The organism is Ancylobacter rudongensis (assembly GCF_900100155.1).
Taxonomy (GTDB): Bacteria; Pseudomonadota; Alphaproteobacteria; order Rhizobiales; family Xanthobacteraceae; genus Ancylobacter; species Ancylobacter rudongensis.
This window is the reverse complement of record NZ_FMTP01000008.1, coordinates 15618-42079: the sequence shown is the minus strand read 5'-3', so window position 1 is coordinate 42079 and position 26462 is coordinate 15618. Positions and strand designations below refer to the sequence as shown.

21 protein-coding genes are annotated in these 26462 nt (G+C 67.2%); 14 read left to right on the top strand and 7 right to left on the bottom strand.

What is annotated here, in order from left to right:
- The first annotated feature begins 23 nt into the window (after positions 1 to 23).
- Positions 24 to 1103, top strand: a complete 1080-nt coding sequence (locus tag BLO63_RS17510) for an ABC transporter ATP-binding protein (RefSeq protein ID WP_091443260.1) — start codon at positions 24 to 26, stop codon at positions 1101 to 1103.
- Positions 1096 to 2832: an ABC transporter permease subunit gene (locus BLO63_RS17505; protein WP_091443257.1), complete on the top strand. Its 1737-nt coding sequence runs from the start codon at positions 1096 to 1098 to the stop codon at positions 2830 to 2832. The genes BLO63_RS17510 and BLO63_RS17505 overlap by 8 nt, the downstream gene beginning before the upstream one ends.
- Positions 2833 to 2850: 18 nt before the next feature.
- Here the strand turns inward: BLO63_RS17505 and BLO63_RS17500 are convergent, their stop codons facing one another.
- Positions 2851 to 3216 (bottom strand): transposase, encoded by a 366-nt coding sequence (locus BLO63_RS17500; protein WP_162841836.1) that lies wholly within the window; start codon positions 3214 to 3216, stop codon positions 2851 to 2853.
- A 426-nt stretch (positions 3217 to 3642) separates the two neighbouring features.
- Between BLO63_RS17500 and BLO63_RS17495 the strand changes: the two genes are divergently transcribed.
- The 10 genes from BLO63_RS17495 to BLO63_RS17450 all read left to right on the top strand — a co-directional run bounded on the left by BLO63_RS17495 (position 3643) and on the right by BLO63_RS17450 (position 15352).
- Positions 3643 to 4896: a transporter substrate-binding protein gene (locus tag BLO63_RS17495; protein WP_091443577.1), complete on the top strand. Its 1254-nt coding sequence runs from the start codon at positions 3643 to 3645 to the stop codon at positions 4894 to 4896.
- 176 nt (positions 4897 to 5072) lie between these two features.
- Positions 5073 to 6692, top strand: a complete 1620-nt coding sequence (urtB, locus tag BLO63_RS17490) for an urea ABC transporter permease subunit UrtB (RefSeq protein WP_091443250.1) — start codon at positions 5073 to 5075, stop codon at positions 6690 to 6692.
- Positions 6689 to 7795 carry an urea ABC transporter permease subunit UrtC gene (gene urtC / locus BLO63_RS17485; protein WP_091443248.1) on the top strand — a complete coding sequence of 369 codons (1107 nt, stop codon included), beginning with the start codon at positions 6689 to 6691 and terminating at the stop codon, positions 7793 to 7795. The genes urtB and urtC overlap by 4 nt, the downstream gene beginning before the upstream one ends.
- Complete coding sequence (gene urtD / locus BLO63_RS17480) at positions 7792 to 8520, top strand: urea ABC transporter ATP-binding protein UrtD (protein WP_091443246.1); 729 nt, start codon at positions 7792 to 7794, stop codon at positions 8518 to 8520. The genes urtC and urtD overlap by 4 nt, the downstream gene beginning before the upstream one ends.
- On the top strand, positions 8517 to 9215 hold the full coding sequence (gene urtE, locus BLO63_RS17475; protein WP_091443242.1) for an urea ABC transporter ATP-binding subunit UrtE: 699 nt from the start codon (positions 8517 to 8519) through the stop codon (positions 9213 to 9215). Before urtD ends, urtE begins: the two co-directional genes overlap by 4 nt.
- Positions 9216 to 9247: 32 nt before the next feature.
- Complete coding sequence (locus tag BLO63_RS17470) at positions 9248 to 10183, top strand: acetamidase/formamidase family protein (RefSeq protein WP_091443240.1); 936 nt, start codon at positions 9248 to 9250, stop codon at positions 10181 to 10183.
- 684 nt (positions 10184 to 10867) lie between these two features.
- Complete coding sequence (locus BLO63_RS17465; protein ID WP_091443237.1) at positions 10868 to 11971, top strand: ABC transporter ATP-binding protein; 1104 nt, start codon at positions 10868 to 10870, stop codon at positions 11969 to 11971.
- An 86-nt stretch (positions 11972 to 12057) separates the two neighbouring features.
- Positions 12058 to 13083 (top strand): ABC transporter substrate-binding protein, encoded by a 1026-nt coding sequence (locus BLO63_RS17460; protein WP_205409361.1) that lies wholly within the window; start codon positions 12058 to 12060, stop codon positions 13081 to 13083.
- A 179-nt stretch (positions 13084 to 13262) separates the two neighbouring features.
- Complete coding sequence (locus tag BLO63_RS17455; protein ID WP_091443234.1) at positions 13263 to 14519, top strand: ABC transporter permease; 1257 nt, start codon at positions 13263 to 13265, stop codon at positions 14517 to 14519.
- Positions 14520 to 14524: 5 nt separating this feature from the next.
- Complete coding sequence (locus BLO63_RS17450) at positions 14525 to 15352, top strand: ABC transporter permease (protein ID WP_091443231.1); 828 nt, start codon at positions 14525 to 14527, stop codon at positions 15350 to 15352.
- Between the two features lie 32 nt (positions 15353 to 15384).
- Here BLO63_RS17450 and BLO63_RS17445 read toward each other — a convergent pair whose 3' ends face one another.
- Entirely contained in the window at positions 15385 to 16680 is a 1296-nt protein-coding gene (locus BLO63_RS17445) for an NAD(P)/FAD-dependent oxidoreductase (protein ID WP_091443228.1), read from the bottom strand.
- Positions 16681 to 16708: 28 nt separating this feature from the next.
- A complete protein-coding gene (locus BLO63_RS17440) occupies positions 16709 to 18037 on the bottom strand; it encodes an NAD(P)/FAD-dependent oxidoreductase (protein WP_091443225.1) in 1329 nt (442 codons plus the stop codon).
- A 366-nt stretch (positions 18038 to 18403) separates the two neighbouring features.
- Here BLO63_RS17440 and BLO63_RS17435 point away from each other — a divergent pair, with 366 nt between their 5' ends.
- A complete protein-coding gene (locus BLO63_RS17435; RefSeq protein ID WP_091443222.1) occupies positions 18404 to 19156 on the top strand; it encodes an outer membrane protein in 753 nt (250 codons plus the stop codon).
- Positions 19157 to 19254: 98 nt separating this feature from the next.
- Here BLO63_RS17435 and BLO63_RS17430 read toward each other — a convergent pair whose 3' ends face one another.
- From BLO63_RS17430 to BLO63_RS17415, 4 genes are read right to left on the bottom strand one after another with little or no spacing between them, the layout of a single operon-like run.
- Positions 19255 to 20844, bottom strand: a complete 1590-nt coding sequence (locus BLO63_RS17430) for a gamma-glutamyltransferase family protein (protein WP_091443219.1) — start codon at positions 20842 to 20844, stop codon at positions 19255 to 19257.
- Positions 20845 to 20860: 16 nt separating this feature from the next.
- Positions 20861 to 22186, bottom strand: a complete 1326-nt coding sequence (locus BLO63_RS17425; RefSeq protein ID WP_091443216.1) for a TRAP transporter large permease — start codon at positions 22184 to 22186, stop codon at positions 20861 to 20863.
- On the bottom strand, positions 22173 to 22721 hold the full coding sequence (locus tag BLO63_RS17420) for a TRAP transporter small permease subunit (RefSeq protein ID WP_091443214.1): 549 nt from the start codon (positions 22719 to 22721) through the stop codon (positions 22173 to 22175). Before BLO63_RS17420 ends, BLO63_RS17425 begins: the two co-directional genes overlap by 14 nt.
- A complete protein-coding gene (locus tag BLO63_RS17415; RefSeq protein WP_091443210.1) occupies positions 22718 to 23812 on the bottom strand; it encodes a TRAP transporter substrate-binding protein in 1095 nt (364 codons plus the stop codon). Before BLO63_RS17415 ends, BLO63_RS17420 begins: the two co-directional genes overlap by 4 nt.
- Positions 23813 to 24100: 288 nt before the next feature.
- Between BLO63_RS17415 and BLO63_RS17410 the strand changes: the two genes are divergently transcribed.
- Entirely contained in the window at positions 24101 to 26461 is a 2361-nt protein-coding gene (locus tag BLO63_RS17410; RefSeq protein WP_091443206.1) for an acetamidase/formamidase family protein, read from the top strand.
- Position 26462 lies beyond the last annotated feature (1 nt).

Below are 26462 nucleotides of genomic sequence, written 5' to 3'. Positions count from 1 at the left end.
CCTTGCAACTCGGAGCACGAGAGATGGCGAAGACTTCGCAGGCGATCCTGGCGCTCGCCGGCATCGACAAGACCTATGACGGGGCGGCCCGGCCGGCGCTCGACCGGATTTCCCTAACCGTGGCGCCGGGCGAGTTCTTCTCCATCCTCGGGCCCAGCGGCTCGGGCAAGACCACGCTTTTGCGCATGATCGCCGGCTTCGAGCGGCCCGATGTCGGGCGCGTGCTGATGGACGGCGTGGACATCACCGATGTCCCGCCCTTCCGCCGCGATGTGCGCACCGTGTTCCAGTCCTATGCGCTGTTTCCGCATATGAGCGTCTTGGAGAACGTTGCCTATCCTCTGCGCATGGCCGGCGCCCGCAAGGCCGAGCGCCTCTCCAAGGCGCGCGACTGTCTCGCGCTCGTCAGCATGGGCGACTTCGCCGCCCGGATGCCGCATCAGCTCTCGGGTGGCCAGCGCCAGCGTGTGGCGCTGGCCCGCGCCATCGTCTGCCGGCCGCGCGTGCTGCTGCTCGACGAGCCGCTCGGTGCGCTCGATCTGCGCCTGCGCCAGCAGATGCAGCACATGCTGGTCTCGCTGCAGCGCGAGCTCGGCATCGCCTTCGTCTATGTCACCCACGACCAGGGCGAGGCGCTGTCCATGTCCGACCGGGTGGCGGTCATGAGCGAGGGGCGCATCGCCCAGCTCGGCACGCCGCGGGAGATCTATTTCGACCCGGCCTCCGAATTCGTCGCCCAGTTCGTCGGCCGCTCCAACCTGCTGCCGATCGAGGCGGCGCCGCATGAGGGCAACCTCACCGCCCTGCTCGGCGGGCGGGTGCTACCCGGTGTGTCGGTGCCGCGCTCCGGCCCGGCGCGGATGGCGATCCGCTTCGAATGCGTGCGCCTCGCCGATGCCGGCCATCCTTCAGGCGAGGCCTGCGCTATCGAGGGTGTGGTTGAGGACGTGCTGTTCCTCGGCAATGCGCTGGAGGTGAATGTGCGCTGCGGCGACCACAGCATCATCGCCGCCGTGCCCACAATGGGCGGCGAGGGCTACCGTCCCGGCCGGCCGGTGCGGGTGATGTTCGATCCCGGCCAGGCGACGGTGTTCCATGGCTGACATCGCCTCCGACATGCCCCTCGCCCCCGCACGCTCCCTGCGCTTCCACCGGATCAGCGTCCTCGGCTGGCCGGTCTATGCCTGGTTCATCGCCCTCGTGCTGGTGCCGAACCTGCTGCTTATCGGCACCAGCTTCCTGCGCACCTCCAATGGGTTCATCGTCTTCGACCCGTCCTTTGCCAGCTATCTCCGCTTATGGAAGTCATCGAGCTTCCAGTTCCTGCTGGTGAAGACGCTGGCCACCAGCTTCGGCGCCGCCGCCATCGGTTGCCTCATCGCCTATCCCATGGCCTATTACGCTGCGCGCGTGGTGCAGAAGAACCGCTCGGTGCTGGTGCTGCTGGTCATCATCCCGCTCTGGATCAGCCTGTTGATGCGGGTCTTCGCCTGGCGGATGATTCTGGGCCAGAACGGCATATTGAACTCGGCGCTGGTCGGCAGCGGCCTGCTCGACCAGCCGAGCGAGGCGTTTCTCTATACCGGCTTCTCGGTGCTGCTGACCTACACCTACATCTCGATTCCGTTCTGTTTCATCGCCATCTTCACCGGGTTGGAGAAGATCCCGCACGCGCTGATCGAGGCCTCGCAGGACAGCGGCGCCTCGTCCTGGCAGACCTTCCGCCATGTGGTGTGGCCGCTCTCGCGCCCGAGCGTCGCCATCGGCTTCTCGCTCGCCTTCCTGATGACGGTCGGCGACTACGTCACCCCCTCCATGGTCGGCGGCATTGACGGCACGATGATCGGCATGGTCATCGCCTCGCAATTCGGCATCGCCAATAACTGGCCCTATGGCGCGGCGATCGCGGTGTGCCTGATGGTCAGCGTCGGCGTGGTCCTGGCCCTCGTCATGTGGGCCGGGCAGACGCGGGGCGTGCTGACGGGCGACGAGGGCGCCCGCCCGCCGGCGGCCACGCACCGGCTCACCTCCGGCAAGCGCCTGCTGCGGGCGGGGGGAAGGGTGCTGTTCGCGCTGCCCTATCTCTTCCTCTACGCTCCGCTCGCCATCATGGTGCTGATGTCGTTCAACGATTCCACCGTGCAGGCCTTCCCGCTCAGCGGGGCGACGCTGCGCTGGTACGCCGAGCTGGCGGGCGACCAGCCGATGCTCGCGGCGGTGCAGCGCAGCCTGATCGTGGGTTTCCTGGTCGTGCTGGTCTCAGGCGTGGCGGCGACCGGTTTCGCCTTCGCGCTGCATTATGGCCGGGTGCGGCGGGCGCGCTTCTTCGAGTTCGCGCTGGCGGTGCCGGTGGCGATCCCCGGCGTGGTGCTCGGCATCGTCATGGTGCTGGCGACGCAGCTGGCGCAGATTCCCTCCGGCGTCGGGCGCATTGTCATCGGCCAGGCGAGTTTCGTGATGCCTGTGATGCTGATGATTATCCTCGCCCGGCTGCGCCGGCTGGACGGGGCGCTCTTGGAAGCCTCGATGGATTCCGGCGCCAATCACTGGCAGAGCTTCGTCCATGTGCTGTTCCCCTCGATACGGGGCGCGATCATCGGCGGGGCTTTGCTCGGCTTCACCTTGTCGGCCGACGACGTGATGGTGACGCTGTTCCTCGCCGGCACCTCGCCCACCTTGCCGATCTGGGTGTGGAATCAGATGCGCTTCGGCTTCACCCCCTCGGTCAACGCCATCTTCACCTTGGTCGGGGTCGGCTCGCTGCTGGCGATCCTGGTGTGCAACCGGCTGATCTTCCACGCCCAGACACGCGGTCGGGGCGAAGAGGCGTAGCCGGCTAAGGGACGGCGCTCAGCGCGTTACCCGCACCGAGGCGAAGCGGCCGACCACGGCGCCGCCGCAGCGCTCGGCCGCCAGTGCCGAGGCGCGGGCGGGCTGGAGGCGGGCGTCGCCGGGATAGCCGGCCTCGCCGCCGGCCGGCGGGCGCTGCGGACGCGAGAGGCTTTGCAGCAGCGATTTCAGCCGCCGGTTCTCTGCCTGCAATTCCTTCATCTGCGCCACCGCCGCCTGGTCGAGCCCGCCAAAGCGCCGGCGCCAGCGGTAGAAGGTGCGCAGCGACACCTGCGCGGTGCGGCAGATCTCGGGGATCGACACGCCGGCATCGGCCTCGCGGATGAGGTGGAGGATCTCGTTGTCGGTGAACTGCGAACGTCGCATCGGCTCGTCCTCAGGATTCGGACACGGATAGATCATCGCGATCAGCCGACGCGCGCCGGGCCCCGCCCCCGCGGCCCGCGTCGGTTGGCGCACATAATTTCAGCGTGCGCTTCTCGTGAGCAGCACTATAGACCCGCGATCCGCCGAGGTGAATGCACTTTCTCAGCTGCCTCTGCCGGGCCGGCGCCTCACCTTGCCGGGCGCCACCGCGCCCGCTGCGTGCCGCGCATCGCCGCGCGTCGACATCCGGCCCGTCCGCCGGGCTCCGGCACGGCCGGCACGGGGCCTATCTGGCAATCCTGCCAGAAAGCCGCGTCGGGGCCATGCTATGGCGCCGCTTTGGGCAGGGCTGAACATTATATGAAGTTGCGCCCGCGCCCCGCCTCCACACAATCCGCCCACCTTCCGAACATTGAGGTGTGGTCCATGGTCAATATCACGCGGCGTTCCCTCCTTCAGGCCAGCGGCCTTGCCGCCGTCGGGCTGGCCTCCCCGCTCAGTGCCCCGGCCTTCCTGCGCAACGCGCAGGCGCAGTCCGGCCCGGTCAAGCTCGGCTGCCTGTTCTCCTCCTCCGGCACCATGGCCAATCTCGAAGGCCGGCTGAACTATGTGGTGAAGATGGCCGCCGACGAGATCAACGCCAAGGGCGGGGTGAACGGGCGCACCATCGACGTGCTGGTCTCCGATCCCGCCTCCGACTGGCCGCTCTACGCCCAGTCGGCCAAGCAGATGCTGCAGCAGGAGAAGGTTTCCGCCCTGTTCGGCTGCTGGACCTCGGTGTCGCGCAAGACCGTGCTGCCCGTGGTCGAGCAGGAGAACGGCCTGCTCTATTACCCCCTGCATTTCGAAGGCGACGAGAATTCCAAGAACGTCGTCTATGTGAACTCGCCGCCCGCCAGCTCGGTGCTGCCGGCGGTGGATTATCTGATGGGCGAGGAAGGCGTCTCGGCCAAGCGCTTCTTCATGCTCGGTTCGGACTATGTGTGGCCGCGCACCATCAACAAGCAGCTCAAGGGCTATTGGAAGTCCAAGGGCATCCCGGAAAGCGCCTGGAAGGAGGAATATGTCCCCTTCGGCTTCTCCAATTTCCAGACCCTTGTGAACCAGATCCGCGCCTTCGCCGACGAGGGCGGCGGCCAGCCGGTGGTGGTGCTCACCGTGGTCGGCAATTCGATTCCCGATTTCATGCGCGAATTCGCCAATCAGGGCATTCTCGCCACCGATATTCCGGTGCTCGGCCTCGACATGGTGGAGGCCGACCTTGAAGGCCTCGACACCGCCAAGCTGGTCGGCCATCTCAATTGCTGGGCCTATCTGCAGAACGCCAAGGGCCCGGCAAACGAGGCGTTCCTGAAGAACTGGGCCGCCTATGTGAAGGCCAAGAACGTGCCGTTCTCCGGCACGGTGTCGATCGACCCGATGGTCTCGGCCTATGACTCGGTGCATCTGTGGGCGATGGCGGCAGCGAAGGCCGGCTCCTTCGACGTGCCGGAAGTGTCCAAGGCCTTTGCCGGCCTCACCTTCGACTGCCCCTCGGGCTACAAGATCTCGATGACCGGCGAAAACAATTACGTCGCCCGCGGCGTGTTCATCGGCTCGGTCAATGATGCCCAGGGCTTCGACATTCTCTGGCAGTCGAAGGATACGCCCAAGCCGGTGCCGTTCAGCCCCTATGGCTGAGTAAGCCAGCACGCCGTCCTCCCGGCCGCGCCGGAGGCGGAGAGCCGGGATTGCCCGCCGTCTTCTTGGGTCGATCCCGGTACGGCCTTCGGCCATTCTGGTACGGCGCCGTGCCGTCCCTGCCTTTCACCCGCCGCACATGGCCTTCCACCGCCATGCGCCGCCTTGAGTTTCCGATGAAGCTGGCGCGTTTTGTTCTTTTCCTCGTCGGCCTTGTCGCCGGCGGCCCGCTCCTCGCCCCCACGGCGCGGGCGCAGGCGCTCGACCGCGCCGGCCTCATCGGCAATCTGTGCGGCAATGCGAGCGCGATGGGCGAGGCGGCCGCCGTGCTCACCGGGCTCGCCATGTCCGGCGACGCGGCCGACCGCGCCTTCGCCGTGCCGCTCGCCCGCGCGGTGATCGACCGCAAGCTCGCCTGCGACGAGGCCGGCGCGGTGCTGACCGAGAGCGGCCTCGACGCCGTGACCCGCGCCCCGCGCCCGGCGGCGGGGGAGGCGCGCACCCCCGTTCTCAGCCTGAAGAACCGGGCGACCTATGAGCTTGCCGACGCGGCGCTGGCCCTGCGCGCGGCACCCGAGCCGGCCCAGCGCGCGGCGGCGCTGAAGACGCTGGAGCGCCGCCCGGCGCTGATTCCCGAGGGCCTGCTCGACGCCGCCGCCGCCTCGGAGACCGATGCCGGGCTGAAGGCTGACATCGAAACCCTCGCCCAGACCGCCGCGCTCAATGCCGCCGACCCGGCCGCCCGCATAAGGGCGCTGGCCCGCATTGCCGACACGCCGAGCCGACGCGCGCTGACGAAGGTGTCCGCGCTCACCACCGATCCCGCCTATGCCGCCAGCCCGGACTTCCGCGCGGCGGTGGATGACGCCACCCTGCGCATCGAACGCGGCATCGCCATCGGCGACGTGCTGGCGACGCTCTATAATGGCTTGAGCTTCGCCTCCATCCTGTTCATGGCGGCGATCGGGCTCGCCATCATCTTCGGGCTGATGGGCGTCATCAATCTCGCCCAGGGCGAGCTGATCATGATCGGCGCCTATGTCACCTGGCTGGTGCAGCAGGGGCTGCGGGTGGCGGCGCCCTCGCTGCTCGACTGGTATCTGGTGCTCGCCATCCCGGTCGCCTTCTTTGTGACCGCCGCCATCGGCATCGCGCTGGAAGCGAGCCTGCTGCGCCATCTCTACAAGCGCCCGCTGATGAGCCTGCTCGCCACCTGGGCGGTGAGCCTGTTCCTGATGAACCTGGTGCGGGTGGTGTTCGGCACCCAGAACCTGCAATTCGAGACGCCGTTCTATGTCACCGGCGGCGTGCCCGTGATCGGCGACTTCATCTTCACCTGGAACCGCATGTTCGCCATCGCCTTCGCCATCGTCACGCTGGCGCTAACCTGGGGGCTGGTGCGGCGCACGCCGTTCGGGCTCAACATCCGCGCGGTGACGCAGAACCGCGACATGGCCGCCTGCATCGGCATCCCGACACGGCGGGTCGACATGATGGCGTTCGGCCTCGGCTCGGGCCTTGCGGGGCTCGCCGGGCTGGCGCTGTCGCCGATCTATTCGGTGAACCCGCAAATGGGCCAGAACTTCATCATCGACGCCTTCATGGTGGTGGTGCTCGGCGGGGTCGGCACCATTGCCGGCACGGTGGTGGCAGCCTTGGGCATCGGCCAGATCAACGTGCTGATCGAGCCGCTCTGGGGGGCGGTGGCGGCGAAGGTGATCGTGCTGTTGATGATCATCGCCTTCCTGCAATGGCGGCCCGAGGGCCTGTTCGCCGTGAAGGGGCGCCGCAAATGAACCGCTTCGGTCTGTTCAGCCTCACCGCACCGATCGTCCACCTCATCGGCCTCATCGTCCTGGTCGCTTTGGCCATGGCGGGACTGGCCGGAACCGAGTTCGCGCTGTCGCGCTACCTCGCCAACGCCATCGGCCAGCTCGCCGCCTTCGCCGTTCTGGCGATCTCGCTCGACCTGATCTGGGGCTATCTCGGCATCTTGTCGCTCGGCCACGGACTGTTCTTCGCGCTGGGCGGCTACCTCATCGCCATGTATCTTCTCAAGCATTCCTTTGAAATCACCGGCACGGTGCCCGATTTCCTGCAGTTCATGGGCTGGAAGGAGTTCCCGTTTTATTGGGACGGATTTGAGTTCTTCCCCTATGCACTGGCCGCCGCCGTGGTGATAACCACGCTGATCTCCGGTCTTTTCGGCTATGTCTCGTTCCGCTCGCGGGTCGGCGGCGTGTATTTCGCCATCATCACCCAGGCGCTGGTCTATGTCGCCATGCTGCTGATGTTCCGCAACGACACCGGCTTCGGCGGCAATAATGGCATGACCGGGTTCACGGTCCTGTTCGGCTGGCCAATGGGCACGTCAGGCATGATCACCGCCCTCGCCGTCGTCTCGCTTCTCGTGCTGGCGGGGGTGCTGGCCGGCTGCAACGGACTGGTGAAAAGCCGCTTCGGCGCGCTGATGCTGGCGACGCGCGACGACGAAACGCGCTTGAGAACAATGGGTTACGAGACGCTGCGGCTCAAGCTCATCGTCTGGTGCCTCTCCGCCCTCATCGCCATGCTGGCGGGCATGCTCTATGTGCCGCAGGTCGGCATCATCAATCCGCGCGTGCTCTCGCCCGAATTGTCGCTGGAAATCGCGGTGTGGGTGGCGATCGGCGGGCGCGGCCATCTGGTGGGGGCGGTGATCGGCGCGCTGCTGGTCAATGCGGTGAAGTTCTGGCTGTCCTTCGCCGCGCCCGAGATCTGGCCGTTCATCCTTTCCGGGCTGATTGTCCTGGTGGTGCTGGTCTTCCCCAACGGCTTGATGGACCTCGCGAAATTCAAGCTGATGCGTCCCATGGGGCCCAAGCGCCTGGCCGCCGATATGGGCGAGGCGCGGCCATGAGCCTGACCGCGCTTCTGGTCGACGGCCTCACCGTTCGCTTCGGCAGTTTCCGCGCGCTGGATGAGCTGTCGCTCGCGATCGATTATGGCGAGGTGCGCGCCATCATCGGCCCGAACGGCGCCGGCAAGACCACGCTGCTCGACGTCATCTCCGGCATCACCCGGCCGAAGCAGGGGCGGGTGCTGTTCGATGGCGCCATCGATCTCACTGGCCTCAGCGAAGCCGCCATCGCCCGCGCCGGCCTGCGACGAAAGTTCCAAAAGCCGAGCGTTTTCGAGGGGTTAAGCGTGCGTCAGCACATCGCCATCGGCGCCGATGTCGGTTTCCGCACCCGCCTCGACGCCCCCGCGCTGGAGGATCGCGTCGGCGAGGTGCTGGAGATTGTGGGGCTTGTCGACCAGTCCCACCGCCTCGCCGGCGAGCTCTCGCATGGCCAGAAGCAATGGCTGGAGATTGGCATGGTGCTGGCCTCCGACCCCAAGGTGCTGATGCTCGACGAGCCGGTCGCCGGCCTCACCGACGAGGAGACCGAGCGCACGGCGGCGCTGGTGCGCGCTCTGAAGCGACCGGACCGCGCCATTGTCGTGGTCGAACACGACATGGATTTCGTCGAGCGCATCGCCGACCGCGTTACCGTGCTGCACGAGGGCCGCACGCTGTTCGAAGGCTCGATGGACAAGGTCCGGGCCGACGCGGCGGTGGTCGAAGTCTATCTGGGGCGATGAGTATGCGGTTCTCAGTGGAAGGTCTCGATCAGCATTACGGCTCGGCGCAGGTGCTGCGCCAGATCGGCTTCGAGATCGCGCCGGGCGAGTGTCTCGCCGTGCTCGGGCGCAACGGCGCCGGCAAGTCGACCCTGCTCAAATGCCTGATGGGCCTGCTCGCTCCGAGCGCCGGTACCATCCGCATCGACGGCGCGGACGCCACCGCCTGGTCGCCGCACCGGCGCTCCCGCGCCGGCCTCGCCTATGTGCCGCAGGGCCGCGAGATCTTTTCCGAACTGACGGTGGGCGAGAATGTCGAGGCCGCCGCCCGCGCGCACGGCACCTATGGCACGCCAGCCATGGACGAGGCGATCGACCTGTTCCCGGTGCTGCGCGAAATGTGGAGGCGGCCCGGCGGTGCGCTCTCGGGCGGGCAGCAGCAGCAACTGGCGCTCGCCCGCGCCCTCGTCACCCAGCCGAAGCTGCTGATCCTCGATGAGCCCACCGAAGGCATCCAGCCCAACATCGTCGCCCTGATCGGCGAGGTGCTGCGGGCGCTGAAGGGGCGGCTGTCGATCCTGCTGGTCGAGCAATATCTCGATTTCGCCATCGACACGGCTGATGGCTTTGTCATCCTCTCGCGTGGCGCCATCGTCGAGGCCGGCCGCGCCGAGACGATGACGCGCGATCACCTCTCCCGCTTCATCGCCGTCTGAACCCCTATCCCAGAGATTCCCAGGAGCTTCCAATGTCGCGCCGCTTCGAAATCCCCGCCACACCGGAGAACATGGTGTTGGGCTATCTCGACAGCTCCACGCCGCCGGTGCTGGAGGTGGCCTCCGGAGATGTGGTGACGCTGCACTCCTTCCCCGCGGGCGGCAAGGAGACGCTGCCGGACAACCTGCCGGTTCCTGCCGACTACATGGCCGCCCTCGACACGCTGCCGCCCGGGCCGGGGCCGCATTTCATCACCGGCCCGGTCTATGTGCAGGACGCCAAGCCGGGCGATACGCTGCAGGTCGACATTCTCGACGTGAAGGTGCGCCAGGACTGGGGCTTCGTCTCCATCCTGCCGCTGCTCGGCACGTTGCCGGACGAGTTCACCGACTACGAGACCATCCACCCGGTGGTCGATCACGCGCGGAATGTCTGCGTCATGCCGTGGGGCACGGAGATTCCGCTCGACCCGTTCTTCGGCATCATCGCCACCGCCCCGCCGCCGGCCTGGGGCCGCTGCGGCTCGCCGGTGCCGCGTGCCTTTGGCGGCAACATGGACAATAAGGAACTGCGCGCCGGCACCACGCTGTATCTGCCTGTCTTCAACGAGGGCGCGCTGTTCTTCGCCGGTGACGGGCACGGCGTGCAGGGCGATGGCGAGGTGTGCATCACCGCGCTGGAAACCGGCGTCACCGGCACGTTCCGCCTGACCCTGCGCAAGGACATGCGGCTCGACTGGCCCTTCGCCGAGAGCGCCACCCACCTGATGTCGATCGGCCTTGACGAGGATCTCGACGATGCCGCCAAGCAGGCGACGCGGGAAATGGTCAAGCATGTGTGCGAGCGGACCAATCTCTCGCGCAACCAGGCCTACATGCTGTGCTCGCTGGCCGGTAACCTGCGGGTGACGCAGATGGTGGACGGCAATAAGGGCGTCCACATGCTGCTCGCCAAATCGCTGCTCTGACGGCATCCGAAAGCCGTCGCCGCCAAACGACGAGACGGCCCGACCGCCCGGCGGTCGGGCCGTTCGTGCTTGGGTGCCCCCTTGGTCGCCAGCCTCCCCGACCTCCCCGCCGGCGCATCGAAAAGGGTCATTCTTCCCGGTTGCCGCCGCCAGCTTAGGCGGAGGTCGCCTGTGTTCAGCGGGAATGACGGATTGGGCATGCCGCCTGATGCTTCCTGTTCCGTGCCTGCGCCGCGGGCGGCCTTTGCTCGTGTCCGCCGGACGGGCGGAATCAGCGGGTTCCCGCGGTATCCTCGCACGCCTAGCCCGTAAAACAGGCTAGCTCATTTATTAATCAGCATCAGCTTCTCGCGCTTCCAGGCGGGCCAGATACGCCGGGGCATGCGTGCCGCAATCGGCGCCGTCCCACGCGCCCACGCGGACATCCTGCTGCGATTTCCGCCTGCGACGCCCCCAGAAATTATACGACAAGTAGCTATTACATAACGATTTTATCGCCCCCTGGGCTGGTCGGGCGGCACGCTCGGCTCAGCTTGGCATGCCGCTTGCGGAAGGAACGGGGTGCGCAAGCCGAGGGGGTCTGGCCGTATGTCGGCACCTGCGGCGAATCCGGCACATGCGGAAAGGCTGATGCGCCGTGCAGGGAACGAAACGTTCCTCGCCCGGCATGTCTGAGGAGGAACCATGAAGCTTCCGGTCAGTGCCAGCGAGAGTTTCGTCGAGTTCGCCGGCGTCCAGAAGAGTTATGACGGCGAAGTGCTTGTGGTGAAGGACCTCAGCCTGCGCATCCGCCGCGGCGAGTTCCTCACCATGCTGGGGCCGTCGGGCTCGGGTAAGACCACGACGCTGATGATGCTCGCCGGCTTCGAGACGCCGACCTCCGGCGACATCATGCTCGACGGCGCCCGCATCGACTCGCTGCCGCCCGAGAAGCGCAACATCGGCATGGTGTTCCAGAACTACGCGCTGTTCCCGCATATGAGCGTGGCGCAGAATGTCGGCTATCCCCTGAAGGTGCGGGGCCTCCCGAAGTCGGAGATCGCCGAGCGTGTCGCCAAGGCGCTCGACATGGTGCATCTGGGCAGCTTCGCCACGCGCATGCCGGGCCAGCTCTCCGGTGGCCAGCAGCAGCGCGTCGCCCTCGCCCGGGCGCTGGTATTCGAGCCGAAGCTGGTGCTGATGGACGAGCCGCTCGGCGCGCTCGACAAGCAGCTGCGCGAGCACATGCAAATGGAGATCCGCCATCTGCATGAGCGCCTCGGCATCACCGTGGTCTATGTCACCCACGACCAGAGCGAGGCGCTGACCATGTCGGACCGCGTCGCCGTGTTCAATGCCGGCATCATCCAGCAGGTCGCCCCGCCGGCCGAACTCTATGAAAGCCCCGCCAATTCCTTCGTCGCCCAGTTCATCGGCGAAAACAACCGGCTTCCCGGCCGCATCGAGGCGGCCAATGGCACGCTGTGCTCGGTCGTGCTGGCCAATGGCGATGTCGTCACCGCCACCCTCACCGATGCGGCGCGGGTGGGCGAGGACTGCCTGCTCTCCATCCGTCCCGAGCGGGTCAAGATCGCCCCGCCCGGCGGTCCCCTCGACAACCATTTCGAGGCCGTGGTCGCCGAGATGATCTACCTCGGCGACCATGTGCGCGTGCGCTGCGTGCTCGACAGCGGCGCCGATGTGGTCGTGAAAGTCGGCAATGTCGAGGACCGGCCGGTCTTCTCTGTCGGCTCCCGCATACCGCTTGGATGGCGCGCGCAGGATTGCCGCGCCCTCGACGCGGCCTGACGCCTGCCCCCTGACGCCTCCCGCCAACCGATCCGAAGGGAATGACCATGCAGTTGAAGTCGCTCGTGCCGCTGAAGTCGCTGACGATGACCCTCTCCGCGCTCGCCCTTTCGGCGACCTGCGGGGCCGCCTTCGCAGCGGACAGCCTCACCATCACCTCCTGGGGCGGCGCCTACCAGACCAGCCAGGAGGAGGCCTATTACAAGCCCTACACCGCCAAGACCGGGGTGAAGATCGTCCAGGAAGAGTATAATGGCGAGGCGGCGCGCATCCGCGCCATGGTCGAATCCGGCAACACCACCTGGGATGCCGTCGACGTCGACGCCGCCACCGCGCAGCAGGGCTGCGACGAGGGGTTCCTGACGCCGATCGACTATTCCAAATTCGGCGGCGAGGCCGCCTTCGTGAAGGGCTCCACCTTCGAGTGCGGCATCCCGACCATCATCTATTCGACCATCTACGCCTATGACGCCGACAAGATTAAGGACGGCCCGACCACCATCGCCGGCCTGTTCGACACCAAGAAGTGGCCGGGCAAGCGCTCGCTGCAGAAGACGCCCTTCGGCAATCTCGAATTCGCGCTGATGGCCGACGGCGTGCCCGCCGACAAGGTCTATGAGACGCTGAAGACCAAGGAAGGCGTCGATCGCGCCTTCAAGAAGCTCGACACCATCAAGAGCGACATCGTGTGGTGGGAGGCCGGCGCCCAGCCGCCGCAGCTGCTCGCCTCGGGCGAAGTGGTGATGGCGACCGCCTGGAACGGGCGCATCTTCAACGCCAACAAGGTGGACAAGAAGAACTTCAAGATCGTCTGGGACGGCCAGCTGCTCGACTACGACCTGTGGGCGATCCCGAAGGGCGTCAAGGATCTCGACGCGGTCTACAAGTTCATCGAATTCGCCTCCAGCCCCGAGGCGCAGGCGGCGCAGACCAAATACATCTCCTATGGCCCCGCGCTGCTCGCCGCCACCCCGCTGGTCTCGCCGGAAATCCTCAAGGACCTGCCGACCGCGCCGGAAAATGCCAAGACCGCGCTCGCCAACGATCCCGTCTTCTGGGGCGACAACAAGGAAGAGCTGCTGAAGCGCTTCAACACCTGGATCGCCCAGTGATCCCTGGCGCGCCGGGGTCTCCCCCGAACGCGCCATGATGTGACGGCCGGTCGGGACTCTCGGTGTCCCGGCCGGAAATCGATCGCGCTGCCGACTCCCTTCGGTTCGATCAGGTCATTCCACCCGATCGAACCGGCTCCAGGGGCGGACGGCGCGGCACCAGCCGAGGGGGATTTCCTATGACCGTGGCCACCTTGGAAGGCGAGGCGGGACCCGCCGTGGACCGCACCTCGCTCAAGACCAAGCTCAGGCGCGCCGAGCGCGTCAATCGCGCGCGCTCCTTCTCGCTCGTCGCCCCGCTGCTGCTGTTCGTGCTGGCAGTATTCGCGCTGCCGATCGGGCTGATGCTGCTGCGTGCGGTAGAGAACACCGAGGTGCGCGAGACGATGCCGCGTACCATCGCGGCACTGGACGCATGGGACGGAAGGGAGACCCCCGGCGAGGACGTGTTCGCGGCATTCGCCGAGGATCTGGTGCAGACGCAGAAGGACCGCACGACGGCGCTGGTCGGCAAGCGCATCAATTACGAAGTACCGGGCGCCCGCTCGCGCTTCCTGAAGGCCGGAAGGCTGATTGATGCCGGCGGCGGTGGGCCGTGGCGGGAGAAGTTCATCGCCGCCGATCCCGAATGGGGTTCAGTTGATTTCTGGGCGATCATGAAGCGGGCCGGCAATACCTTCACGCCCTATTATCTGCTGACCTCGCTCGACCTGCGCCAGGATGCCGAAGGCGCGGTGAGCCGCAATTTCGCCGACCAGTCGATCTTCGTCGATATCTTCATCCGTACCATCTGGATCAGCCTGCTGGTGACGCTGGCGACGCTGGTGCTTGGCTATCCCGTGGCGCATCTGCTGGCGATCCTGCCCCCTCGCCACGCCAATGTGCTGATGATCCTGGTGCTGCTGCCCTTCACCACCTCGATCCTGGTGCGGACCACCGCGTGGATCGTGCTGCTGCAGAGCAATGGCGTGCTCAACGACATATTGCTGGCGCTGAACCTGACCACCGAGCGGGTGCAGCTCATCTTCAACCGTTTCGGCACGGTGCTGGCGATGACGCATATCCAGCTGCCCTTCACCATCCTGCCGATCTATTCGGTGATGAAGTCGATTCCCCCCTCGCATCTGCGGGCGGCGCGCTCGCTCGGCGCGGGGCCGCTCACCGCCTTCGTCTCGGTCTACATGCCGCAGACCCTGCCCGGAGTCGGTGCCGGCTGCCTGCTCACCTTCATCCTGTCGCTGGGTTACTACATCACCCCGGCGCTGGTCGGCGGGCCGCAGGACCAGATGGTCAGCTATTTCGTCGCGCTCTACACCAATCGCGAAATGAACTGGGGGCAGGCCTCGGCGCTCGGCGCCATTCTGCTGCTGATCACGCTGGCGCTCTACGCGCTGTTCAACCGCTTCGTCGGAATCGACAAGGTCAAGCTGGGCTGATCGACATGCTGGCACCCTCCTATGCGACCCCGCGCGAGAAGCTGACCTATTTCCTCTTCGCGGTTTTCTGCGCCCTGGTGTTCCTGTTCCTGATCGGCCCGATCCTGGTGATCATGCCGCTCTCCTTCTCCAGCGAACCCTGGTTCACCTATCCGCTGCCGGGCCTCAGCCTGCGCTGGTATGTCGATTTCTTCACCGATGAGCGCTGGCGCATCGCGCTGCAGAACAGCGGCATCGTCGCGGTATTCGCCACGCTGATCGCCACCGGGCTCGGCACGCTCGCCGCGCTCGGCCTGTCGCGCGGCAATGTCCCCTTTGCCGGGCTGATCCTGTCGATCCTGATCTCGCCGATGATCGTGCCGGTGGTGATCGTGGCGGTGGCGATGTTCTTCGGCTTCGCGGCGGTGGGGCTGAACAACACCTATCTCGGCCTCATCCTCGCCCATGCCATTCTCGGCACGCCCTTCGTCGTCATCACCGTGACGGCGACCCTCACCGGCTTCGACCGCACGCTGACCCGGGCCGCCGCCTCGCTCGGCGCCTCGCCCTGGACGACGTTCCGCACCATCACCCTGCCACTGATCGCCCCAGGTGTGACATCGGGCGCGCTGTTCGCCTTCGTCACCTCCTGGGACGAGGTGGTGGTGGCGCTGTTCCTCGCCAGCCCGGACCAGCGCACCCTGCCGCGGCAGATGTTCTCCGGCATTCGCGAGCAGATCTCGCCAACCATTACCGCCGCCGCGACGCTGCTGGTCTTTTTCGCCGCTCTGCTGATGCTGACGCTGGAACTGCTGCGCCGCCGCTCCGAGCGCCTGCGCGGCACCGGTGGCTGACGGCGGCGCCGCCCCCTCCGCGCTCGAGAGCTTCAGCGCTGGAAGGTCTCGCGCAGCCGGTCCCATTTCAGCCGCGCCTTCACCGCCAGCGGCCAGGCGGCATGGCCGAGGATCGGCTTGATGCGGGTGACGGGGAGGTCGAGCGCCTCCCGCCCGCCGCCAGCGGCGTGCCGGGCGAGCATGCGGCCGGTCGCGGTGGCCATGGCGACGCCCCGGCCATTATAGCCGAGCCCGATGGTCAGCCCCGGCTCCGGCTCGTGCAGATGCGGCAGGTTATCCCAGGTGACGGCGACCTGCCCATTCCAGCGATGCGTCCATTCCACCGCCTTGAGCACCGGGAACAGCCGGGTGGCGTGATCGACGAGCGCGCGAAAATCCTGCCGAGCGGTCGCCGGCCGCAACACGCTGCGCCCACCCATGACGAAGCGGCCGGCGTCATCGACCCGGTAATAGGCATAGGAGGCCGACATCTCGTACAGCACCACGCCGTTCGGCATGAGCGGCGCCGCCAGCTCCGGCGGCAGCGGCTCGGTGGCGGTGACCGAGGAATAGACCGGAATCACGCTGCGCCGCAGGCCGGGCCAGAGGTCGTCGCTATAGCCATTGGTGGCGAGGATCACCCGCTCGGCGCGCACCAGGCCGTTCGGCGTCGCGATCTCCCAGCCGCCGGCACTCCGCCCCAGCCGCGTGGCTGGCGTATCGGTGAACAGTCGGGCGCCGGCCGCGAGTGCCGCGCGCGCGAGGCCCCGGCAATAGGCGAGCGGGTTCACCTGTCCGCCGCGCCGGTCATGGGCGCCGAGGGGATAGAAGCCGGTGCCGGTGAGGCGGGCCATCTCCTTGCCCTCCGCGATCACCACATCGGCGCCGCGTGCCGCCCATTGCCGCTGGAACTCGCGCACCCCCTTGGCGGCGCGTTCGGAGAGGGCGGCCCGCAGCGTGCCGCCGCGCCGGGGGGCGCAGTCGATGCGGTGACGGGCGATGAGGTCGAAGACGAGGCCGGGCGCCTCATCGCCGAGCCGCACCATTCGCCCGCCGAGATCGGCGCCAAAGGCTTGCTCCAACTCCTCCGGTTCCCATTTCAGCCCCGGATTGACCTGTCCGCCATTGCGGCCGGAGGCGCCCCAGCCGATCTGGCTCGCCTCAAGCACCACCGTGTCGATGCCGGATTCGGCGAGGTGCAGCGCGGCGGAGAGGCCGGTGAAACCGGCGCCGACGATGACCACCTGCGCCGTGACATCGCCCGCCAGCGCGGCGGTTTCCGGCGCCGGCGGCGCGGTCTCCCGGTAGAGCGAGCGCGGCATGGGGCGGCGGGCAAGGGTCTCGACCATCAGATGTCTCCGCTCGGGGCCGGTGTTCTCAAAGCCCCGCCATCGGGCGCGGGCGCGAGCCGTCGAAGAAGCGCGAGAGGCGATAGGGCTGCGGGTCGGCGATTGGCGTGGCGCCGGTGACGAGATCGGCGACCAGATGGCCGGCGCCCGGGCCGATGCCGAAGCCGTGGCCGGAAAAGCCGGTGGCGACGATCAGGCCGGACACAGTGTCGACGGGCGAAATGACCGGCACCGCATCGGGTGTCGCGTCGATGAAGCCGGCCCAGCTCTGCACGATCCGCGCCCCGGCAAAGGCCGGGAAGCGCCGCTGCAGCGCGGCGAAGGCCTGCTGGAGATAACCGTGGTCCGGCGCCGGATCGAGCACCCGCGCCGCTTCATAGACCGAAGGTTCATCGAAGGCGCGCCGCGCACTCTCCCGCCATTCGGTGATGAAGCGCGGCCCGAGCCGCAGCCGCAGCGAGGCGTATTCCATCTGCAGCGCGGGGAGGAAGGGGAGGGCGAAACGGAAGCTGTCCGGCACGATGGGCACCACGTTCACATGGCCGTTGGCGAGGGTGTAGCCGCCATCCTCCCGGCGCCGGAAGGCGAAATCATGGTCCCACAGCGCCGGCATCGGGCCGCCCGGCACGGGCGAGGTGCGCAGCACGCTGGCGCGCACCTTCAGCTGCGGCAGGGCGATGCCGACATCGGCGAGAATACGCCGCGTCCACGCTCCGCCGGCGACCACGACATTGGGCGTAGAGATGCGCCCGCGCTCGGTGACGGCGGCGATCACGCGGCCGCCGCCGGTCTCGACGCCGCGCACCGCGCAATCGGTGAGGATGATGGCGCCGCGCTTGCGCGCCGCCTCGGCGATCGCCGGCGCCGCCTTTTGCGGCTCGGCCCGCCCGTCGGACGCGCACCAGAGCGCGGCCGGCGGCGGCTTGGTATCGCCGGGCATATGCCGGGCGAGCGCGCTGCCCGACAGCATCTCGGCTGCAATGCCGGCGCCGGCTGCGTCCTTTACCCATTCGGCGAAGGAGGCTTCCTTCTTCGCGTCATTGGCGGCGAACAGGATGCCTGTCGTGGCAAAGCCAGTCGAGGCGCCGATATGGGCGTCCATGCCGCGCCATAGGCGCAGCGCCTCGCGGATCAGCTCGAATTCGCGCGGGTCGCGCTTGGCCTGCCGGCACCAGCCCCAGTTGCGGCTGGATTGCTCGCCGGCAATGTGGCCCTTCTCGCAGAGCGCCACCTTGAGGCCGCGCTCGGCGAGATAGAGCGCGCTTGTTGTGCCGATGATGCCGCCGCCGACGATGACGACATCGGCGTCGGGCGGGCAGGTTGGATCGGAAGCGACGGGTACGACTTGGGGTCCCATGGATGGCCTGTTCGAGCATGGAAGTGGCGTGCGGCCCTTCATGCGCGCGGCCGGACGCCGAAGCTAGCAAAAGCGGTGCCAGTGCGGCACTGGGGGCACCCGCGCCGCTCTCTAGGAATGCTCTCGCGATGCCTTTGAGTAAGTCATCATGACGCTCAAATCAGCGGACTCTCCGAATGGCAAGAGGCATCATGGCACCATGCAATGGACAATAATTGAGCGAGGTAAAATAATACAATATGACGTACTATGGTACGGTGTTGCACTGAATATGGTTTCAATTTGAGCGGGTGTTGCATATTTGCACTACGCGAATCCCTCAGAATGGGTAAATTGCCGCAATGTAATCTGACTGGGGGACGCGAAATGAAGAATATACTGCTGGGTGCTGTCCTGATGAGCGCCGCCATGCCGGTCGCTGCCATCGCGGCTGATCTGCCTTATCCGACCAAGGCTGAAGTGGTTGTGGTCGAGCCGGTGTTTTCCTGGACCGGCTTCTACCTTGGCGCCAATGTGGGCTATGGCGGCAACGAGTTCGAATACCCGTTCTCGGTGGCGTCGGACGGCGTGCCTGTCGCGAGCGGCTCGGCGACGCTCGATTCGAGCGGCTTCTTCGGCGGCGCGCAGATCGGCTACAACTACCAGTTCGCCAACAATGTCGTGCTCGGTGTCGAGGCGGATTTCCAGTGGTCGGGCATTGAGGGCAAGCTGGACGCCGGCTTGGCCATTCCGCTCCTCCCGGCGGGCTTCTCGGCGAATGCCGGCTCGGAAGTCGAGTGGTTCGGCACCATTCGCGCCCGCCTCGGCTACGCCTTCGACAACCTGCTGGTCTACGGCACGGGTGGCGCGGCCTATGGCAAGGTGAAGTCGAGCATCAGCGTCGCCGGACCGGGCTTCCTGCTCAGCGAATCCGCTGACGACACCAATTGGGGCTGGACCGCCGGTGCCGGTTTCGAATACGCCATCAACAACAACTGGACGCTGAAGACCGAGTATCTCTATGTCGATCTCGGCGAGACGTCTGCGTTCAGCGGCTTCCTGGCCGAGGGCGTGACCGGCACGCTCGACACGAAGACGACCTTCCACACCGCCAAGGTCGGCCTGAACTACAAGTTCTGAGCGCCTCTCTCCTCTGGGCGATTTGAAAGGGCCGCAAACGCGGCCCTTTTTTCTTGTCCTGCAGGCTTCCACACGCTCATGGGGCGTGAGGCCGGGGCCTAGAACCCCATGGCGGCGCCGTCGCTGCGCGGGTCGCTCGCGCCTTCCAGCCTTCCGTCCGGCTGGCGGACGATGGCGCCGGCATGGCCCATCATGGCATCGAAGGGCGCCACCGTCTCCACCTCGTGCCCCGCCGCGCGCAGGGCGTCGGTGACGGCGGGGGGGAAGCGGTCTTCCAGCTTCAGCGTCACCGTTTCCGCGCCCCAGGTGCGGCCCAGCAGCCAGCGCGGGGCGGTGATGGCCGCCTGCAGCTCCTGCCCGAACAGGCCGTAGCGCGAGAACAGCGCGGCCTGTGTCTGCGGCTGGCCCTCGCCGCCCATGGTGCCATAGACCATGTGCCGGCCATCCTCGAACTGCGCCATGGCGGGGTTGAGGGTGTGGAACGGCTTGCGGCCGGGCGCCAGCACGCGCGGCCCGTCGCCGGCAAGGGCGAAGCTGGAGCCGCGATTCTGCCAGACGATGCCGGTCTGTGGCAGCACGATGCCTGAGCCGAATTCGAAATAGATGCTCTGGATGAAGCTGGCCGCCAGCCCGTCGCCATCGATAGCGCCGAGCCAGACCGTGTCACCAGCGGAGGGCGGCGCCGGCCAGGGCCGGGCGTGCGCCGGGTCGATCCGGGCGGCGAGGGTGTCGAGCGCCTGATCGGTCAGCCAGTCGCGCGGGTCGCCCGGCATTGAATCGGGATCGCCGACAAGCCGGTCGCGCACGAGGAAGGCCTGCTTGGTCGCCTCCACCAGCCCGTGCAGATGGGCGAAGCCCTCGGCCTCGCTCACGCCGAGCCGGCCGAACAGAGCGAGGATCATCAGCGAGGCCAGCCCCTGCGTCGGCGGGGGAAAGTTGAAGAGCTGGATGCCCGGCAGCCTCACCGATAGCGGCGTTACCCGGCTGGCGCGGCACGCGGCGAGGTCGTCCAGCGTCACCGGCGAGCCAGCGGCGGCAAGATCCTGCGCGATCTCGCGCGCCAGAGCCCCGCGATAGAAGCTCTCGGTCCCCTCGATGCCGAGCCGGTGCAGGGTCTCGCCCAGCGCCGGCAGCTTCATGGTGGAGCCGGTCGCCGGCGCGGCGCCGTTCGTGAGGAAGGTGTCGGCAAAGCCGGAGATATGGCCGAGTTCCGGCAGCTTCTGCGCGGTCAGTTCGCTCTGGCTGGCGGTGACGGCGAAGCCGTTGCGGGCGTGCCAGACCGCGTCCTCGACCAGGCGCGCGAGCGGCAGCGTGCCGCCGCGCTCCCCGCTCAGCGCCAGTGCCTCGCCCCAGCCCGCGACCGTGCCGGCGGTGGTGTTGGCGGCGAGCGGCCCGCGCTGGGGGATCGCCTCCAACCCGGCGCGGAAATAGAGTTCCGGCATCGCCGCCGCCGCCGCTCGGCTGCAGGCGTCGATGGCGACGGGCGTCTCGCCCGGCGCGCCGATCAGCCAGAAGCCGTCGCCGCCAATCGCGGTCATGTGCGGGTAGACGACGGCCAGCGCCGCCGCCATGGCGATCGTCGCCTCAACCGCATTGCCGCCTTCGCGCAGCACCCGCAGTCCCGCCTCGCTGGCGAGATGATGCGGTGATGTCACCATGCCACGGCGGGCACGAACAGTGTTCAGCATGTCACGTAAACTCCGGCTACCAGCCGATCGCCTTCGGCAGCCAGGTCGCTACCGCCGGGAAGGTGAAGACCAGCGCCACGGCACAGATCTGAAGACCGATGAAGGGAAGCACGCCGCGATAGATGTCGCCGGTCGTCACTTCAGGCGGCGCCACGCCGCGCAGGTAAAACAGCGCCCAGCCGAAGGGCGGGGTGAGGAAGGAGGTCTGCAGCACGGTGGCGATCAGCGCCGCGGCCCAGATCAGGTCGACGCCGGCCGCCTGCATGAGCGGCAGGAACATCGGCACCACGATGTAGCTGATCTCGATCCACTCGATGAAGAAGCCGAGCACGAAGATGATCAGCAGCATGAAGATGAGAATGCCGTCGGTGCCGCCGGGCACCATCGAGAAGGCGTCATGCACCAGCCGCTCGCCGCCCAGCCCACGGAAGGCCAGCGCGAAGACCTGCGAGCAGATCAGCACGAAGAACATCATCGCGGTGATGCGCGCCGTGGTCTGCACCGTGTCGATCAGGGTGCGCAGGGTGAAACGTCCGGCAAAGGCGGCGACGAGGATGGAGCCGAGCGCGCCCATGCTGGCGGCTTCCGTCGGCGCGGCGATGCCGCCGATGATAGAGCCGAGCACGGCGAGCACGAGGCCGATCGGCGGTAGGCCGACTTTCAGCGCCGTCAGCCAGAGCTGCCGGCGCGGCATCGCCTGGCGCTCGGCGAGCGGAATGGCCGGCACCTTTTCAGGCCAGATGACGCCGACGAGCAGCATATAGGCGCAGAAGATGCCGGTGAGCAGCAGCCCCGGCATGAGGGCGGCGGCGAACAGAGTGCCGACCGATTCGCCGAGAATGTCGGCGAGCAGGATGAGGATGGTCGAGGGCGGAATGAGCTGGCCGAGCGTGCCGGAGGCGCAGATGGCGCCGCAGGACAGGCTGCGGTCATAGCCGCGCCGCAGCAGGGTGGGCAAAGTGAGCAGGCCGAGCGTGACGATGGTCGCGCCGACAATGCCTGTGGTGGCGCCCATCAGCATGCCGACCAGCACAATGCCCAGCCCCATGCCGCCGCGCAGGCTGCCCGAGAGATGGCCGATCACCTCCATCAGCTCGTCGGCGAGCCGCGACTTCTCCAGCATCACGCCCATGAACACGAAGAGCGGGATGGCGATCAGCGTGTAATTGGCGGTGACGCCATAGATGCGGGCCGGCAGCAAGGCGAACAACGTGGTGCCGAAGCCGAGCCAGCCGAAGAAGAAGCCGCTGATCGCCAGTGTGAGCGCCACCGGCACACCGATGAGCAGCATGACGAAGAAGGAGGCGATGCAGGCGATCGCCAGGATTTCATTGACGGGCATTGGCAGGCACCTGCGCGGGAGGCTCAGCCTCACCGCCGAGGAAGGGGATCAGCGCACGCAGGCTTGCAGCGAGGCTCTGGAGGAGCAGCAGCGCGAAGCCGGCCGGGATCATCGCCTTGATGATGAAACGGTAGGGCAGTCCGCCGGGGTCGGGCGAACCCTCGGCGATGCGGTAGGACTGCATCACATAGCGCCAGGACAGCACGATCACGATGACCGACAGCGCCACCACGCACAGCGCCGAGAACAGGTCGATCGACTGGCGCACGCGCCGGGGCAGGCGGGCATAGAAGATGTCCACCCGCACATGGCCTTCATGCTTGATCGTGTAGGCGATGCACAGCAGCGTCAGCGGTGCCATCAGGTGCCATTCCAGCTCCTGCATCGCCACCGAGCCGGTGCTGAAGACGTAGCGCATCAACACATTGCCGGCCATGACGAGGACGAGCGCGAAGCCCGTCCACGCCGCGACCCAGCCGCAGGCCTCGACGATGGCGTCGAGGCCGCGGGCGATCTTTTCAAGCGTGCCGCTCATGAGCCCCTGCGGATCTGGGTCTGGTACACCGCTTCCGACAAGCCGGCCCACTGGCTGTGCTCCGCCGCGAACTTGCTGAAGGAGTCGTAGACCTTCTTGATCTTCGGGTCGGAGTCGGCGAGCTGCTGCAGCGTGGTGGCCGTCACCTCGCGCAGCTTGTCAACGACAGGCGTCGGGTAGGGGCCGGCGATCACGCCCTGGTTCTTCACGAGGTCAGTCATCGCCTCGCCATTGGTCGCCTCGCACCAGGTGTGGCTGATGACGTTGCAGGCGGCGGCGGCGGCGCGGACGATTTCCTTGAGATCGTCCGGAAGCGAGTTCCAGGCAATCTTGTTGACGATCAGCTCGGTGACGTTGCTCGGCTCGTGCCAGCCGGTGGTGTAGTAGTACTTGGCGGCCTTCTGCAGGCCCAGCCGGCGATCCTGATAGGGGCCGACGAACTCGGCGGCGTCGATCACGCCGCGTTCCAGCGCCGGGAAGATTTCGCCGCCGGGCAGCAGCTTCACGTCGACGCCGAGCTGGGCATAGACCTTTCCGGCCAGGCCCGGGATGCGCATCTTCAGGCCCTTGAAGTCCTCGACCTTCTCGATCGGCTTGCGGAACCAGCCGGACATCTGCACGCCGGTATTGCCCAGCGGCATCGGCACGAGGTTGAAGGGGTCGTAGAGCTCTTCCCACAGCTGGAGGCCGCCGCCATGGTAGATCCAGGCGTTCTGGCCCTGGAAGTTGAGGCCGAACGGCACGCAGGTGAAGAACTGCGCCGCCGGCACCTTGCCGGCCCAGAAATAGGAATTGGCGGCGTTCATCTCGACCGTGCCGGAAGACACGGCGTCGAAGCCCTCAAGCGCCGGGATCAGTTCGCCGGCCGCGAAATGCTGGATGGTCAGGCGCCCGCCCGACATCTTGCCGACCAGATCGCAGAAATAGGTCGGGCTGCCCGGCCCGGTGACATAGAAGGGCGCGCCGGGACCATAGGCGTTGGTCATCTTCCAGCTGAACGTCTCCTGTGCACGGGCGACGTGCGGCGCGGCGAGCGTGACGGCAGCGGCGGTGCCGGCAAGACCGGCCCCCAGAAATCCACGGCGATCCATGTTGTTCCCCTTGATACGATGGGCGCCGAGTGCCTGCGGCGCGTCCTGATCGGCGCTAGAGAAGCGCTGCCTTTCGGTGCGGGCAATGCCCCATTGGGGGCAGCGGTTGGGTAAGGAGCACTACAGTGTTCCCGGTCTCAGGAAAAATAAATTTGTAGAAACAATTACATATAGTCGATTGACGCGATTTTGTGCGCCGGCGGGCTACGGGGCTGCGACAAGTTTTTGTGCGCCGTTCGTCAAAGTGCTTCACTGCGGAAATCGCCTCCCACCGTGTAGACCGCCCGCATGAACCGAGCCGCTCCGATTTCGATCAACGCCTTTCCCGCCAGCAAGCAGGAGGCCGCCTGGCGCGAGACGCTGGCCGGGCTCGCTTTGGCGGCGCGGATGCCAAAGGACGCGGTGTTCCATTTCGGCGAGGTGTCGATCAAGCGGTCGCCGACCCAGGCCACCTTCGCCCTTTTGCGCTCGCGAGCGCAGGATCTCGTCCCTCTGGCCGAGGCCGAGCCGCAGATCCTGATCGGCTTCGTCAATTATGGTCGCGGCCACCTCACCGATTCCGGCCGCCGCGCGGCGGAATTCGCCGATGGCGATCTGTGGGTCTGCGATCCGGCGACGCGCTTCTCGGTTCAGTTCCGCAATGATTTCGAGCTGCTGCTGCTGCGCCTGCCGCGGGAGAGGCTGGTGGGTCGGCTCGGCCGCGCCGCCACCGTGCCGACCCTGGTGCTGGGTGAATCGATTTCCGCGCTCGCCGCCCGGCCGATGATGCGCGCCCTCGCGGCCAACTTCGCCATGATGGAGGATGGCGACGTGATGGCGGCCGAGCCGGCCATCACCGAGCTGGTGCTCTCCGCCCTGCTGGCCGAGGCGCGGCCGGAGGAGGACACGGCCACCCAGGTCCAGGCCGCTCATTTCGCCCGTGTCTGCGGGCAGATCGAGGCGCGGCTGCGCGAGCCGGACCTGTCAGTGGCGGATATCGCCAAGGCGGAGGGCCTGTCGGCGCGCTATATCCAGCGCCTGTTCGAAGGCCAGGACCGTTCCTTCTCCGATTATGTCCGCCACCGCCGGCTGGAGCAGTGCCGGCTCGATCTGGTCAATCCCCAGCATGCCGACCGCTCGATCGCCGAGATCGGCTTTCGCTGGGGCTTTGCCGACCAGGCGCATTTCAGCCGGGTGTTCAGCACCGCCTACGCCATCTCGCCGCGCGAATACCGCAAGTCCGCCGGTTCCACCGTGGAGACCCGCTGGACCCGGGGCCGTCCCATGCATTCGGGCTCGCGCCCGGTCCGGCCGGGTCCGCTCTCCGCCGCGCCCACCGGGCCGAACGCGGAGGGGACGGACGCCGCCGCGCCCGAGAGCGCCGTGGCGGGACGGACGTCGCCGGAGCCGGGATCGCCCGGCGAGCATCATCTGCCGGTATCGCGCGACACCGTGCATTGGGGCTATCTCTCGCGCACCATTCCGCCGGTGCTGCGGGTGCGCTCGGGCGCGCGGGTGACGGTCGAGACCCTGACCCAGCATGCTTCGGACGATGCCGAGCGGATGATCCAGTTTGATGCCGGCGCCGAAAGCGTCTTTCGCTGGACGCGCGACTTCAAGGCCGTGGACCGGCGCGGCGCCGGCCCGGTGAACGCCTCGATCTTCGGGCGCGGGGCGGGCGAGGGCTTCGGCGTCCACATCTGCACCGGGCCGATCTTCGTCCACGGCGCCGAGCCGGGCGATGTGCTGGAGGTGGAGATCCTCGATCTGCGCCCCCGTCCCTGCGCCAACCCCGCCTATGCGGGTCAGGCCTTCGGCTCCAATGCGGCGGCCGCCTGGGGCTTCCACCATGACGACATTCTCGACGAGCCGCGCAAGCGCGAGGTGATCACCGTCTACCGCACTGACGCGGCTGGCGAGAGCGGCTTTGCCGAGGCGGTCTATTCCTTCCGCTGGGTGCCGCAGACCGACCCGTTCGGCGTCGTGCACGAGACGATCGACTATCCCGGCGTGCCGGTCGACCATTCCCGCATCGAGAAGCGCGAAGGCGTGCTGAAGGGCGCCCGCATTCCGGTGCGCCCGCATCTCGGCTTCATCGCGGTCGCCCCGCGCGAGACCGACATCGTCGATTCGGTGCCGCCCGGTTATTTCGGCGGCAATATCGACAATTGGCGGGCGGGGAAGGGCGCGCGGGTCTATCTGCCGGTGGCGGTACCGGGGGCGCTGCTCTCACTCGGTGATCCGCATCTCGCACAGGGCGATGGCGAGATCAGCGGCACGGCGCTCGAATGCTCGCTGACCGGGCAGGTGCGGCTCGTGCTGCACAAGCGCGGTGAGACGGAGAAGGTGTTTCTCAACGGGCTGGCGGCGCCGCTCATCGAGACGCCGGATGCCTGGCTGCTGCACGGCTTCAGCTACACCAACTATCTCCGCGAGCTCGGCCGCAACGCCCAGTCCGAAGTGTTCAAGCGTTCCTCGCTCAGCCGGGCGCTGCGCAGCGCCTCGCGCGCCACTCGCAACTTCCTGATGGAACGCTACGGCCTGGACGAGGATGAGGCGATTTCGCTGATGTCGGTGGCGGTCGATTTCGGCGTCACCCAGGTCGCCGACGGCAATTGGGGCATCCATGCCCGGGTGGCGAAGGCGATCTTCGAGCCAACGGGCGGCTGAT